11 protein-coding genes and 1 pseudogene are annotated in these 13,473 nt (G+C 66.7%); 4 read left to right on the top strand and 8 right to left on the bottom strand.

Annotation, left to right across the window (positions count from 1 at the left end; all coding sequences use genetic code 11):
- Window position 1: 1 nt before the first annotated feature.
- Window positions 2-1,408 (bottom strand): APC family permease, encoded by a 1,407-nt coding sequence (locus JM949_RS09950; protein ID WP_203148123.1) that lies wholly within the window; start codon window positions 1,406-1,408, stop codon window positions 2-4.
- A 366-nt stretch (window positions 1,409-1,774) separates the two neighbouring features.
- On the opposite strand from JM949_RS09950, the gene JM949_RS09945 reads away from it, so the two are divergent.
- Both JM949_RS09945 and JM949_RS09940 read left to right on the top strand, forming a co-directional pair.
- Window positions 1,775-3,244 (top strand): helix-turn-helix domain-containing protein, encoded by a 1,470-nt coding sequence (locus tag JM949_RS09945; protein ID WP_203148122.1) that lies wholly within the window; start codon window positions 1,775-1,777, stop codon window positions 3,242-3,244.
- A gap of 14 nt (window positions 3,245-3,258) precedes the next feature.
- Window positions 3,259-3,891, top strand: a complete 633-nt coding sequence (locus tag JM949_RS09940) for a 2'-5' RNA ligase family protein (protein WP_203148121.1) — start codon at window positions 3,259-3,261, stop codon at window positions 3,889-3,891.
- 285 nt (window positions 3,892-4,176) lie between these two features.
- Here the strand turns inward: JM949_RS09940 and JM949_RS36760 are convergent, their stop codons facing one another.
- The 3 genes and pseudogenes from JM949_RS36760 to JM949_RS39045 all read right to left on the bottom strand — a co-directional run.
- Window positions 4,177-4,320 (bottom strand): hypothetical protein, encoded by a 144-nt coding sequence (locus tag JM949_RS36760; protein ID WP_238432884.1) that lies wholly within the window; start codon window positions 4,318-4,320, stop codon window positions 4,177-4,179.
- Window positions 4,321-4,890: 570 nt separating this feature from the next.
- Window positions 4,891-5,829, bottom strand: coding sequence for a replication-relaxation family protein (locus tag JM949_RS09930; protein WP_203148119.1), 939 nt, complete (start codon window positions 5,827-5,829; stop codon window positions 4,891-4,893).
- Window positions 5,830-6,034: 205 nt separating this feature from the next.
- Window positions 6,035-6,196, bottom strand: a pseudogene (locus tag JM949_RS39045) (DUF2637 domain-containing protein); the annotation flags it as partial.
- Window positions 6,197-7,160: 964 nt separating this feature from the next.
- Between JM949_RS39045 and JM949_RS09925 the strand changes: the two are divergent.
- The gene (locus tag JM949_RS09925) at window positions 7,161-7,727 is read left to right on the top strand and encodes a GIY-YIG nuclease family protein (RefSeq protein ID WP_203148118.1); all 567 of its coding nucleotides are present in this window, start codon (window positions 7,161-7,163) and stop codon (window positions 7,725-7,727) included.
- A gap of 131 nt (window positions 7,728-7,858) precedes the next feature.
- Here JM949_RS09925 and JM949_RS09920 read toward each other — a convergent pair whose 3' ends face one another.
- A complete protein-coding gene (locus JM949_RS09920; RefSeq protein ID WP_203148117.1) occupies window positions 7,859-8,953 on the bottom strand; it encodes a three-Cys-motif partner protein TcmP in 1,095 nt (364 codons plus the stop codon).
- Between the two features lie 156 nt (window positions 8,954-9,109).
- Entirely contained in the window at window positions 9,110-9,859 is a 750-nt protein-coding gene (locus tag JM949_RS09915; protein WP_203148116.1) for a DUF5131 family protein, read from the bottom strand.
- A 105-nt stretch (window positions 9,860-9,964) separates the two neighbouring features.
- Here JM949_RS09915 and JM949_RS09910 point away from each other — a divergent pair, with 105 nt between their 5' ends.
- Window positions 9,965-11,329, top strand: a complete 1,365-nt coding sequence (locus tag JM949_RS09910; protein WP_203148115.1) for a hypothetical protein — start codon at window positions 9,965-9,967, stop codon at window positions 11,327-11,329.
- A 36-nt stretch (window positions 11,330-11,365) separates the two neighbouring features.
- Here JM949_RS09910 and JM949_RS09905 read toward each other — a convergent pair whose 3' ends face one another.
- Both JM949_RS09905 and JM949_RS09900 read right to left on the bottom strand, forming a co-directional pair.
- Entirely contained in the window at window positions 11,366-11,743 is a 378-nt protein-coding gene (locus tag JM949_RS09905; RefSeq protein WP_203148149.1) for a hypothetical protein, read from the bottom strand.
- Between the two features lie 127 nt (window positions 11,744-11,870).
- Window positions 11,871-13,355: a recombinase family protein gene (locus JM949_RS09900; protein WP_203148114.1), complete on the bottom strand. Its 1,485-nt coding sequence runs from the start codon at window positions 13,353-13,355 to the stop codon at window positions 11,871-11,873.
- Between the last annotated feature and the right edge of the window lie 118 nt (window positions 13,356-13,473).

Genomic DNA, 13,473 nt, shown 5'->3' with positions numbered 1-13,473 from the left:
ATCACACCCGCGCCATGTCGCGCCCGGCGGCCTCAGTGGCTGCCATGCCGGACAGCACGGGCCGCCGACCGGTCAGGTAGAGGCCTGCGAGGACCAGCACGCCGAGGGCGAGCCAGGCCAAGCCGAGACGCTGGGCGGCGATGTTGGCGTTCACCACCACGTACGCCAAGATGGCGAACCCGATGCCGGGCATGACCAGGTGCGCCCACCAGTTGCCGCTGCGCTGGCGGATCAGATGGTGCACGACCACGGAGACGTGCAGGACGAGGAAAGCGACCATCGCCCCGAAGTTGATCAATGACGACAGCAGCGTGATCCCGTCCGCCCGGGTCGCCAGGTACAGGCCGAGGGCGAGGGACACGGCGCCGGTCAGCAGAGTGGCGTTGATCGGCACGCTGCGGCGCACCGACACCTTCGCCAGAAAGGCCGGGAGTTGTCGGTCGCGGGCCATCGCGTACAACAGCCTGGACGTGGCGACCTGAGCGACCATCGAGTTCGGCAACCCCCACGCGATCGCCGTCGCAACAGCGCACAAGGTGGCCAGCCACCCTCCGCCGGCTACCGCGGCGGCGTCGTAGAAGGCAGTGCCGTTCACATCGCCCTCAGCTAGCAGCGCGTCGGGGGCGGTGACGAGCATCGCCGCGAGCCAGGTCTGCGCGATGAACAGCACCCCGGCCAGGATCAGGACGCCGGCCATCGCACGACCCACCTGCCGGGACCCGCCCTTGGCCTCCTCGGCCAGCATGCTGATGCCGTCGAAGCCGAGGAACGACAGCACCGCGATCGACACCGCCCCCGCGACGAGGGACCAGGTAAAGGTGTCGGAGTTGTAGAAGGCGTCCCAGCTGAACCGGCCTTTGCCGGAGGCAAGAGCCCAGCCGGCGACAGCGAGGAAGACCGCCAGGACGATCAACTCGCCGACCAGCATCACCCGGGTCACCATCGCGGTCAGCCGGATCCCGACCGAGTTGATAATCGTGTTGACCGCGACGAACCCGAGCAGCCATAGCCATACCGGCACCGCCGGCACGGTGGAGTGCATCGCCACCGACGCCACCAGGTACAGCAGCCCCGGCACGAGCACGTAGTCGAGGAGGATCACCCAGCCGGCGAGGAAGCCGAGCGGTGGGCTGATGCCCCGGCCGGCATAGTTGTAGACGCTGCCCGACATCGGGAACGCTTTCACCATCTGTGCGTAGGAGAAGGCGGTGAACACCAACGCCACCACACCGACGGCGTACGCAAGAGCGACCATGCCGCCGGAGCCGGCGTAGACGCTGCCGAAGATCGCCATCGGCGCGATCGGCACCATGTACACCAGTCCGTACGCCACCAGGTCCCGCGATCGGAGCTGGCGGCTGAGTTCCTGTCGATAGCCGTAGCGGGTCAGATCATTCGAAGTTGTCATGAGGATCCTCACGAGGGTGAGAAGCACGAGCAGGGAGACGTCTGCCGGGTGGCCGAGAGAAACCTGACGGCAGCGGCGCTCCGATTGACGGTGCTTGGCAGCGACTTGATGTAGTCACCGGTGGTGGCTACGTCCGGACCGACGGTGATCCGGTGCGGCAAGCTTGCCAAGCGCATCCATGCGGATGGATCCCCACGAGTGGCGAGAATTTCCCCCACCCGGCCGCGCCTGTGACCTGCAAGAATATTGATCAACTGAGGTGGATTTACCCAGCCGAGGGCCGTTGGCCTCGCCAGGACCCGTACCGGACCTGGCCAGAGCGGCGATACCGTGCGACGGGAGGCCACACGGAGGAGGTGTCCGACGATGGCGAGGACGACTGGCACCAAGGCACAGCGCGATCACGTCCGCCAGACACTGGCCGGATTCGGCGCGACGCCAACCGCCATCGCGGCCGAGTTCCAGCGACGCTTTGGACTGCGTCCTCGGGATGCCTTTCGACAGGCTCACGGTTGGACCCAGGACGCGGTGGCAGAGAAGCTGAACACCAATGGAACCGGTTCGGCGACGTTCACCGGGGCACGGATCAGCGATTACGAGCGGTGGCCCTTCGGCGGTCGTCGACCCACCTTGGCCGCCTTGAACGCCCTGGCTTATGTCTTCGGGACCGAACCGAGCTGTCTGGTCGACCTCGACGACTTGGCCGCTATGCCGGACGCGGACCGAGAGGTTCTGAGCGGCCGGAACGCCGCCCCGATGCCCAATCGATCCGTCGCAGCCCCAGCACCACGTGGCGCGATGACTGAGCCTCTGCGGTGGGACCTCGGCGCTCTGCAGGACGAGACGGAATTGGTGATAGCGGTGTCAGAACGTACGGCCAGCTTCGGAGAATGGGCTCAAGCCTCCAACGTCGGGCCCTTCACCCTTGACGATGTCGCCGCCTCCACCCGCAGAATCGCTGTCGACTATCTGAATGAGCCACCCGTTATCGTCTACGCCCGAGCCGGTCTCCTGGCGGATCGCGTGTTTCGCCTCTTGCAGACCGGGCGTCAGGATCCCGACCAGACTCGGGAGCTCTACACCTGGGCCGGTTACCTGTGCACATTGCTCGCCTGGATGGCTGGCGACCTCGGTCACCCAGCCGCCGCCGAGTCCCAGGCCCGCACCGCCTGGATGTGCGCTGAAACCGTCCGCGACAACACGCTCCGCGCCTGGGTCCTGTCGACAATCAGCAAGATTCACCTGTGGGAGCAGCGGTTCGAGGACGCGGCCAACGCCGCCGTACGCGGCTACGGCCACGCCGCCGAGGGAAGCGCGGCGATCATGCTGGCTTGCCAGGAAGCCGACGCGTGGGCGGAGATCGGCGCTGCCGAGCCGGCCCGAGCGGCACTGCAACGGGCTGAGGAGGCCCGCCAACATGCCAGCCGCGACCCGGTAGGTGGCCTCCTAGCTTGCGGCACGGTGCGCCAACACAACTACGCCGGTGCAGTGCTGCTTCGCATCGGCGATGCCGCCAACGCCATCGAGCACGCCCAGCACGCCCTCACGGAAGCCGCCGCAGATCCCTCGGTCGCGTACGGCACACTGGCGCAAATCCGCATCTGGGCCGCCGCAGCGCACCTCAAAGCCGGCAGCCTCGACGGCGCGGTGTCGGTCCTGTCTCCGGTGCTCGCTCTGCCACCCGAACAGCGACTCGACCCGCTGGTGCACCGCCTGCGCGGCGTCGGCCGAAGTCTCGCCGGCGACCCGTCGCTGCGCACGAGCATCGAGGCCCGCAGTGTCCAAGCAGCCATCACCGAGTTCTGCGCCACCGGCGCCGCCCGCCAACTTCCGTGATACCTGGAGAACCCATGGCAGTCCCGCACGCCACCGACGTCCGCAACCACTGGTACTGGCGACCCGGTTGGGGAATCGGCTCCCGCTTCTACACCTGGCACATCACCTTCGACGGACAACCCGAGGTCGAAGAACTCGCCGACCAGTACCGGTCCCTGCTGTCCTCGCAGCCCAGCCTTGATGTCATCCCGAACCAATGGCTGCACCTCACCATGCAGGGCATCGGCTTCGTTCAAGACGTCGCTATCGACGACGTCGACGCCATCGTGGCTGCCGCCAAGAACCGCTGCGCGCGTCTGGCACCCTTCAAGCTCACCATCGGCACCCCCCACATCGATCCCGAGTCCATCCAGATCGCCGTCGACCCGGTCGAGCCTGTGCGGCAGCTACGCGCCGCCATCCGCGCCGCCATCGCGGACGTCTGGGGACAGGATCGAGTACCCGAGCCGGCCGAGCCTTACAACCCTCACCTCAGCCTGGCCTACACCAACACCGACGGCCCTGCGGCACCGCTCATCGAGGCTCTCTCCTCCGCTCCGAACCTCAGCGCGCACGCAATGATCAACTCGTGCCAGCTCATCGTTCTCAATCGCGACGAGGGGATGTACGTGTGGGAGCCGTACGCGACCATCGATCTTGGATCCTGAGGCCGGTATCCAACGCCTGCCGCGCTAGCTGGTCGCCGCTGGCAGTATGGAGGTTGACTTTGTTGCAGCCGGGGCGGGGCTGGCCGAAGACTTGCTTCGGCGCGGTCTTCTGGTCACGCAGCTTGGGCGACAGGTGGTAGGCGTTCCCGCGTCGGCGTGGGGCGTCCAGGACTCGCAAAGTGGTGTGGCCGCGACGCGGGGGGTCGCCCTCTGCCGCGCGATGTGGACGGGACCAGCGTTCGGGGTGAAGCGAGCTGCGCCCGCCCCTACGGGGGCGGGCGCAGCTCACGCGGCGCGTGGCGGTGCGGGTTGGTGCAGGCGCAGCAGGCGGGCGAGTGTGGCGGCTTGGTCAACGGTGGGAAGGCCGGCTTCGGCGGCCAGGGCTTGGATCTCGGTTTCGGTGTCGGGATCGGTCAGGTAGCGGGCCATCGACAGCGTCCCCGGGAGAACGGCAGGTTCGGAGTCGGGGTTCGCGGTCGGGGCCTCGCCGTCGGCTGTCCGCGTGGGCGGGGTCGGCGGCGACGGGTGGGGTGTGTTCGCACGTGATCTCTGGTCACGGCGTGTGGCCATGTCCCTCCCAGGACGGCTCGTGGCGTGAGGTCAACGTGTGGGGCCATGGGCATCTCCTTCGTTTGGCTGTAGGACTCGCTGGGAATCGATCACCGGACTCCGTCGGCCGGAGTCGGCCGCGGCTCGACGTGCGTGAAGGGCTGCGGACGGTACCTCTGGTGGCCACGGAAGTGAAGACGTTCGCCACTCACCGCGACTCACAGCGGCGGGCCGCTGGTGTGAGTGCGAGCGCTATCGCCGCACGGCGCGGCTGACAGACCCTGACAGCTCCCGTCCGACTCGCGCGCAGTCCGCTCCGGTCGCCTCGGTGCATGCCCTCACGGTGGGCGACGGCACCGCCCCGGCGGGGAGTTTGCGCGTGCGGGCGATGTTCGGTGGCGTGTGCGGCCTTCGGGCCGCCACACACGCCACGTGTCCCGCTTCCGCTCATCAGGCTGGCCGCTCATCCGGGGCGGGCTGGTCGTGGGTGGGGTATTCGTCGTCGTGGTCGGCGTCGATGTAGGGCAGGTCGATGAGGCGGTGACGACCGGCGCGGCCGGCGAGTTGCCAGACCTGGTGAGCGGGGCTGGCCGCGAGCGCGATGCGCAGTTCGGCGGTGGTGGTGGCGAGGAGCATGGCCAGGTCGGGAATGGCGGCGAGGCGGTGGCGCAGGTTCGCCTCCCTCCGTGCGGAGGGGACGTGGAAGAGCACCGGCCATGCCCAGGTGCTCATCCTGTACAGCCGCTCGTACTTGATGACCTTGTCGATGAGGATCTGCAGGTGTTCGCCTCCGGTGTCGTACTCGAGGAAGAACGGCACGGACCGTCCTTGCTCGGTCCACACCCCGGCGCCGTCCGGGCGGGGAAAGCCGGTCGCTCCGGCGAGGATGATGTTCGGGTTGGCGCCTTCGCGGTAGAGGGTGCCGGGTTCGTGATAGGCCGACGCGGGCTCCCAGCGGACCAGGTCGCCGTCGGGGTGGGTGCGGGCGTGGGCGGCGAGGTCGATGAAGACCTGGTTGCCGCCGAGCAGGTGCGGCAGGTCCGGCCGGCTGGTCAGCGATTGCTTGCGGCGGCGGGCCTGGTCCCGGCGGCCTCGTGGCAGTCCGCGTTGGGCGTGGACGTGGTCGTAGCCGAGTTGGTCCAGGACGTAGTGGTATGGGTGGGAGCCGCCGTCGGCCTTGTTGGGTCGGAACCGGTCTAACGCCCGCAGCGCCGTGAGGCGGCGTAGGCGGCGTTGGGTGAAGTCCAGGGATGGGAACAGGGCGGCGGCGATCTGGTCGGTGGTGAGGACGCCGTGGTCGTAGAGCCAGCCCAGGAGCTGGTCGTCACGGGCTGTGACGCTGGCCTGCAGGCGCAGCAGCGGGTCCGCGGTCGGTAGGTGTTTACCCATGGGCACAAGCCCCTGGGGAGAGACCCGAGACTGGAGGGTCTGTCTGGAGCGGTCTCGCGCCGCTGAGAGCGGCACTGACCTGGGCTGTGAGCGGGTATAGGGGGTCAGGTTGGGGGTCAGGATCAAGACGGACGGTAGAACGGAGATCCACACTGACTCCGACACCGCCGGGCACACCGGGTTCGGCGTGACGGTGCGGTGAGAGGCCGTGTGCGGCGGCGACGTCATGCACGTGGGTGAAGGACGCCGCGCCGGCCGCTCCGCCGATCAGCAGCATGATCGTCACCTGGGCTCGGTTCTCTAGCCGCTTCTGCCCCGACTCCACCGCCTCGGGTGAGTCAGGGTGCCGCTGTTTACGTGTCGCCAAAGGCCCACCACCTGCCGTTGGCCGATCCGGGCAACGCCTCAAGTGGCGTTATCGCTCTGGTGCGGACCGGAAGGGCGGGCGCGAAGGCCGCGCCCGAAGGGATGATGTCGAGTGAAGTCACGATCTTCTCCAAGCTGAGTTTGTGGGTTTCAGGCGCGGCGGAAGGGGATCGCCCGGGTCTCGCATGCTCGGCGGGTACGGGCATGCGCGTCCCTGCCGGGTAACGCCCGGCCGGGCGGACCCCTCGCGGGGCGGGGAACGGAAAGAGTCACTGTGGTCGAGTCAACGAACACGCCGAACCCCGGGCAGGGGCAGGCACCACGGCAGCAGGCGTCGCCGTGACCTGCACAGCAGGCGACGGTCAACAGCATGGAAACAGGGCAGACGGCCAAGCCGAGCCAAAAGGGGTGAGGGCTCACCACCAACAGCGCACACGCGATCAGGTGGTGCGACGGCTCAACTCGCCGACAGACGATCCTTCATGGGGGTCCTCCCAACACTCGGCATACCCCGCAGCGTCAGCACCAGCAACGGCAGGCACCCCCTCAGGGGGTGCCTGCCCGCTACGTCTGTGGCCGACCGCGCCAGCCGGCGCTGCGGGAATGTCCCTCCATTAAGCCTCAAAAACCCGATGGAGTCAATCAATATTTTGTAACGAATCGGTAACAAGCATTGCCGCTGGTGCGACAGAGTGCTATAAATGTTGCCCGCGTCTGCCCCAGTCCTCGTCCGTCCACCCCGGATCGTCTGCAAAAATCAGGCCACGGGGTCCGCTTGCTGGGGCGCCCATCTCGGCACGTAAATGGCCAGTGCGAGGCTAGCGAGCCGCCCTTGTCGCGACGGTGGTACGACGGATCGCGAACGCCGTTGCGCAGATTGTGAAGACCATCGGGTAAACCCTGCCGGCTGCTGTCAGGGGCAGCCGCTACACTCCGCAGCCGTGGCAAGAAGTCGGTCTACATCGATGGAATCGGGCAAGGAACACCTCTACGTCCTGCAGTTCAACAACGGAGTCATCAAGGTGGGCCGCACGGCCGACCCCCGGACGCGCAACGTGCGCCACGAGCGAGACTGCGGTCGCTACGGTCTCACCATCGAACGTCGCTGGTTTTCGGGCGAATGGGCGGGCGCCCACTGGGCGGAACAGCAACTGATCACGATCCTCGCCAAGATCGGCAGGCGCACGCCCGCCGGCCGCGAGTACTTCCAGGACGTTGCCTTCAGCATCGCGTGCGAGCAGGCTCGACAGGTGTACTCCACGACCTGTCCAACCTGCGGGAACGGGGTGGTGCCCGCGCCGATGCGGATGGCCGCGATCGTCGCGAACGACGCCTCAGATGAAGATGGCTCACTCGTCTGCGACTTTAGACTGCCGTGCCACAGCGTCATCACCGGTCGACTGCATGACCAGGACATGGCCCCCGACGGCCGGTATCCGTTGCGCCGGGGCGAGCACTACGACATCCAGCTGGAGTACGCAGAGATCGGCGCTTGGGACGTCTGGGCGGCCGAACCACGTATGCCGCGGTAAGGACGCCGAACGGGAAGAACAGCACCCGTTCCAGGCGAGCGCGAACGCGAGCCCGACGGCGTGCACTGCCGCGACCAGCAGACCACGAGCCGCGAGGATGTGGTGCGCAGCGGCGGCCCGGCCGTCGTTTCTTAAGGAGTTCGCGCGTTAGCCAGCGAAACGAAGGATGACCTCTGTAGCCGGCCGCCGCCCTCAATCTTCACAGCGCCGGCGTCAACGAGCGGCTTGAGTGCCATGATGACGTGTTCTGGCCGGTACACCGTTTCCAGGAGGGCGAAGTCGCGCAGGTCCTCTACGCGGGCCGGCTCGCTGTCGCGCAGCCTGTGTTGCAGTAGTCGTGTCAGCGGTCCGAGAAGCGGTTCATCTATGGCAAACAGCGTCTCCGCTTGTTCGTCGCGGGGGTCGCGGAAGCCGACGCCCTGGGCGCGGTCGACCTCCCAGAGGCTGGCTTTCATCTTCTGCACGCCAAGTGGGTGCCCGGTGCCGAAGACGAGGTACAGGGGTTGGCCGTTGCGAGGGATCAGTTCGAAGTCCAGAAGGTAGGGAAAGCCCGCCGCCTGCAGGGCCTGCCGGTAGCAGGTAAGGATGTGTCGACTCTTTGCCGCTGGCGGGAGGTTCACGACCTCGCGCCAGCGCGGGTCGCCGCCGAAAACGTCGTCACCTGCCTCGCCAAGATTGCTGACGAAGCGCACGAAGTGCTGCGGCAACAGTGTGACGATGACCTCGGTGGACACGTTCGCGGCGAGGCGCTTCAGCAGCCTGAATGGCACGGGTGCGTTGCCCCAGGAGTCCAAGTTCGCGAAGATCGGCTGGCCCCAGGCACCTATGCGGTCGAGAGCGGCTTCGAGGTCGTCGGCGCAGGTGCCTTTGCCCATCGTCACAGGCATGGCGACTGTAGACCGTGGCCGGTCGGGAAACGCTTGTTGAAGGGTCTCCCGTAGCATGTCTACACAACGCTGATCGTCGTCGATGAAGACGAATCGGGCGATGCCCTTGGTCGGGGGGACGTTCTCGACGAGGGCGCGGATCGCGATGACAGGCGATCCGGGTTGTCCACCGCTGTAGATGCCAGGTCCGGCGAATCCCTCTGCGTAGGTGACCGAGGGGTAGGCGTTGGAGTAGGCAAGCAGGATGGGGAACCATTTCCCGAGGTAGTGGCGGTAGATGTCGTGCTTGGCGCCCGTGTGTTCCGCACAGGGCCATGGCACCGGACCGTCGACCGGCATCCAGCCTCCTCATCCCATCACAGCAGGTTGCGAGACAGTCTCTCATTGTGACGCGCGTAAAGCGATACTGTCCGTGAGTGACACCGCGTGAAGGCCGAGTAGTCCGAGGGGCTGTTGGTTTGCACCCGCCAATCGCCAATGCGGGCCGGGTGGTTGTCAGCAGGTGGTTAGGCTGAGGGGCATGTCGTCCCAGGTCCGGCCATTCAAGATGCGGCCTCCAGCCTTGGGCGTCCGTCCGCCCCACTGCTTGAAGAAGAAGGGCACCTCAGCGCGCGTGCACTGATCACGCAGGTCTACGGCCCAGGCTGGATTCATCTGTCGGGCGTTGGCACCGCTCTCGCCGCCTGCGATCACCCAGCCGATGCCATCTAGCTTCAAGCTCGGGAGCGGGCCCAGCAACGGCTCGCACGACAGGAATCGCAACGCCGCCGACACGGCCCGCAGATCATCGATGCGGTGGACAGTGCTGACGTCCTCTACGGACACGCCCATCCACAAGTTGGACGGCCAGGTCAGAGATGGAGCCACCCGGCGTAGGCGGCGTGCTCGTTTGGTCAATACCTGATACGTATGCTGCGGGGTCGCCGCGATGACCTCGAAGACCTGGCGGACGAAACTCGCCGGCACTTGGGCGTGGAACAGATCACTCATCGAGTTGACGAAGACGAGCCGAGGACGCTTCCAGGTCAGTGGCAGCTCAAGGCTGTCCGGGTGCAGCGTCAACCCGAACCCTGGCCCACTTGTCTGCGGGTTTCCATCTCGCTGATACCGCGGCTGTCCCATCGCCTTGAGCCGTTTGGCCAGCGTCAACGCGTAACAGTTGTCGCATCCGCGGCTCACGCGATCGCAGCCCGTCGTAGGGTTCCAGGTCGCCTCCGTCCACTCGATGGCACTGCGGTCACCCATGGCTCATCCTCACACTGCGAAGAGTATTGGTTCGAACGCAGGTTCGATAGATCCGACACCGCCGAATATCGAGCTGGACGGCCGGCACGTTTGGCCGTGACTGGTATGACGGTCGATGTGATTGTGATCGCGGCCCTCTTGCTCGTCTGCATCATCGCCCTGATGGTCGGCTGGATCGTTGCGGCAGCCGCGTTCGGCAGCTCGATGCTCTGGGCGGTGCAGTGGAGATGCGTCTCGTCCACGTCGTTTGAGCCCATCCGACGGCGAGGGCTGCGCAGAGGTGCATGGGAGCTGATTCGGTCGGCTGCCGGGCCCGGAATTATCGGCCGGCTGATCGCCCGCGAGTCGTGGCGTCGGGTGCCGCTGATGCTGCTGGTCCCGATCGTTGGCTTCCTGGTGCCGGTGAGTCTTCCCTACGTCGTCCTACTCTTGGTGCCAGGGGCCATCGCGGGTGGCGAGTTCGCGGAGGCGATCGACAGAGTGGGTCGCCTCACGGGCATCCTCGGCGTTCTGGTGGCGATACGCATCTTCCTCAACGGGCTGCGCTACATCGCTCAGCCCGGCAAGCCGCGCGGGAAGCTTCCGGGCCTGCGTTTTCCGGACGATCTGTCCAGCAGGGGTCGTGACCGGCTCGCCGCCAACGCGTTCTGGTTCACGATGGCCCATACGGTCGAGATGCTCGCCGCGATGTATCCCGTCCTTGTCCTGGTCGCGGTAATACCCGACCTGGACAGTGCTACAACGCCGTCAAGTGCTTCAACGCCGTCATCGGACGCCGACTCCGCACTGCCCCCTCTGCTCGGCCTCATCGTGCTCTTCCTGGCGGTAACACCGATGCTGGTGCCTGCTCACATTGCGGCATCCTTCCTGCGCCGTCGCTTGGCCGGGTGGGAGTTGTCGGTAGAGATCTGCCAGTTGTTGGCCCCGCCTGTCATAGAAGAGCGCGCCGACTCGCTGGAAATGCCTGAACCACTCCGGCCGGTTGCCGACGTCCACCGCAGCGGTCTGGTCGATATCGCCGTGCTGCTCGATCAGACCGCCGGGTTGTGGGATCGTCGGCAACCGCGAGGGTTCGCCCCTCACCCCGCAGCGACCGTATTGCGAGCGACTAGCGCGTCGATCCGACGACATCTGCAAAGCCCACAGTCGTGCGACCCGACGCTTCCCCTCGACCTGCAAGAAACGCTGCGCATGGTGCTGGACCTGCTGGTCGAACCGGAAGGGACATCGTCACTGCGCAAACTCGCCTCCAGGGTTCAGGCGTTCGACGAGGGCGGGGCCCCGACAGCAGAGACGTTGTTCAAGCCCCCCGGGCGCCTCGCGGTGGCATTGACAAGGCTCACCGATAGCGCGCAGCGAACCGCTGCCGTCCTGGCCGCCGTCGCGGGAATGGCGGCGACCTTCATCGCTATAGCGCTGACCGCCGCAGGGAGGATTGACACTGCTGATCTGCTCGGTCACCTGAAGTAAACGGCCACATCGCTAGCTTGCGACAGCCGGATCAGGTCACGCCGCCGCGCGTCTCGGATGCGGCCAACGTGGCAGCGTCTCCGAACGGCTGGCGGGGTGTGTCGCCTCGATCGGCGAGCGCGCGGTAAACCAGCCGACGAAGCTGCGCTTAGGTGGGTCGTCCACGGCAGCGCAGCCCTGAGCAGGTGGCGGGTGCGGCGCGGTAGTCCGCAGTGTCCGCGCCATGCTCATCGCACGGCGGGCGGCGCGAGCGGCGGCGCACATGCCGCGCTGCCCTTGGCACTGCAGGTTGCGGCAGTCGCCGCGCTCGTCGGGCTGATGTGCGGAGGCGACGTCGAAGGCGAGCCGCCACAACAGCGGATCGGTGGCATCGTCGGGCAGCACGGCCAGGGTGCTGAGTCGTTCGCGCGGCACAGCCTGAACACCTTCCGTCGACGGATGACGCCGCCCGTCCCATGGGCGGGCGGCGGACACCATCGACGCTCGACTTTTCCCACAGGTCAAGTCGTCTTCGCGGCTCCTGACTCAGAATCCCCCGAATTCAGGCCGCCTGCTGATCCTGCGGGCCGAACTTCCACCGCCAGTCGAGGCGGTGGCGGCCGAAGGTGCGGCGTTCGCCCTTGAACCCAGCGCGCAGGAGCTTGATGTCAGCGACGAGTCGGATGATCTCCCGCTTAACCGCGACGTCGTCACCGAGTTCCTGCCACGCCGCCACAGCCTGGTCCCCGATGCGTCCGCGCAGCACAGCAGGAATGCCGGCGTCGGCGGCGCGCTGTTCGTGCTCAGCGATCTGCGCCGTCAGGCCCTTCTCTGCGCGGGCGTAGGCGATCGCGGTGACCTCGCCCTGCTCCCCGAGCTTGCGCCAATCCTCCAGTTCCCCGCGCAACCGTTGCGCTTCGGCGCGGGCGTGGGCGACCTCCTCGTCGGTGGCGCTGGCGGCGGTGAGAATGTCGTAGACGTCGGGGCGGGACAGCCACGCCACCACGGTGCGCTGCACGTACTCGTCGAGGAACTCGGCTTTCACTGCGGTGCACCGCTTGTGCAGGCAGGAGTACACCTGCCCCTCCCAGCCGTGCCGGTTCAGGCGCTGCGATGACAACGGCCCGTCGCACACGCCGCAGCGCACCATGTACGACAGCAGATGCACCGCTCTCCCAGCGCGGGTCGTGGTGCGCGACGGATCGCCGAGCATCCGCACCACCGACCAGTACGTCTCTTCATTGACAAGCGCAGGCCAGATCCCGTCGCCAACAATCTCCCCGCGCAGCACCCGCTTGCCGATGTACGCCGGGTTCATCACCTGCTTGCGCAGGATCCCGCGTCGCCACATCCCACCCTGCGACGCGGGGATGCCGAGGCGGTTCAGTTCGGCCTCGCGGACCGTGAGGGGCATACCTTCGGCAATCTTGCGGAAGTTTTCCCGCACCACCTGCGCGTGCGAATACTCCGTCACCGTCCCGTCCGCCGCCACAGCGGTGCGGATCTCGGTGTCCGGCTCCTGCCGCAGGAGTGCTCTGGTGCGCTGGTCGTAGATCCGCCGGTACCCGTAGGTGACCTTCCCGTGCGGACGCCCGGCTTCGGCAGCGCCGACGATGCCGCGCAGCACGTTGTCGCGGATCGAGTCAGCCATCCACTCCGCCTGTACGGCCTGGAAGCCGAGCATCATCCGGTCGTTCTTGTCCCGCAGGTCGTACAGCACCCCGCCGACCAGCCAGAAGTTGAGACCGACCTCGTGGCACATGTCCCGGATCTTCACGAACACCGCGAGGTCACGTTCTTTGCGGGAGATCTCCCAGACCACCAGCACGTCACCCTTGCCGGCGAGGATCTGCTCGATCAACAACTCGAACTGCTCCCGCTCCTTCGTGGCGCGCCGGCTCGCCGAGCGGTGGTTGTCCGTGAACGACCCCGCGTCCGTCCAGGACCGCTTCGTGATCTCCGCCAGGTTGAGCACACCCTGGTCGTGGACACTCTTGCCCTGTTCCTTCTTGTCCTGACTCGCACGCTGATACCGCAGCGCCCGCACCTCTACGCCACCGGCTAGCTGTAGTGATCATGAGCGTTGTTGACACGGCGTGGCGGCTTGAGAAATGAAGAGACCTCCGGCGAGGTGGAAGTTGCGACGCTTTCACCTTGACCGGAGG

This window comes from Micromonospora tarensis (genome assembly GCF_016803395.1).
Lineage (GTDB): Bacteria > Actinomycetota > Actinomycetes > Mycobacteriales > Micromonosporaceae > Micromonospora > Micromonospora tarensis.
Note: the sequence above shows the minus strand (reverse complement) of the source record. Positions and strands in the feature narration are given on the sequence as shown.

What these genes read in the sequence shown, in the direction of transcription:
- JM949_RS09950 (WP_203148123.1), bottom strand. Translation starts at nt 1,408, where the DNA reads ATGACAACTTCGAATGATCTGACCCGCTACGGCTATCGACAGGAACTC.
- JM949_RS09945 (WP_203148122.1), top strand. Translation starts at nt 1,775, where the DNA reads ATGGCGAGGACGACTGGCACCAAGGCACAGCGCGATCACGTCCGCCAG.
- JM949_RS09940 (WP_203148121.1), top strand. Translation starts at nt 3,259, where the DNA reads ATGGCAGTCCCGCACGCCACCGACGTCCGCAACCACTGGTACTGGCGA.
- JM949_RS36760 (WP_238432884.1), bottom strand. Translation starts at nt 4,320, where the DNA reads ATGGCCCGCTACCTGACCGATCCCGACACCGAAACCGAGATCCAAGCC.
- JM949_RS09930 (WP_203148119.1), bottom strand. Translation starts at nt 5,829, where the DNA reads ATGGGTAAACACCTACCGACCGCGGACCCGCTGCTGCGCCTGCAGGCC.
- JM949_RS09925 (WP_203148118.1), top strand. Translation starts at nt 7,161, where the DNA reads ATGGAATCGGGCAAGGAACACCTCTACGTCCTGCAGTTCAACAACGGA.
- JM949_RS09920 (WP_203148117.1), bottom strand. Translation starts at nt 8,953, where the DNA reads ATGCCGGTCGACGGTCCGGTGCCATGGCCCTGTGCGGAACACACGGGC.
- JM949_RS09915 (WP_203148116.1), bottom strand. Translation starts at nt 9,859, where the DNA reads ATGGGTGACCGCAGTGCCATCGAGTGGACGGAGGCGACCTGGAACCCT.
- JM949_RS09910 (WP_203148115.1), top strand. Translation starts at nt 9,965, where the DNA reads ATGACGGTCGATGTGATTGTGATCGCGGCCCTCTTGCTCGTCTGCATC.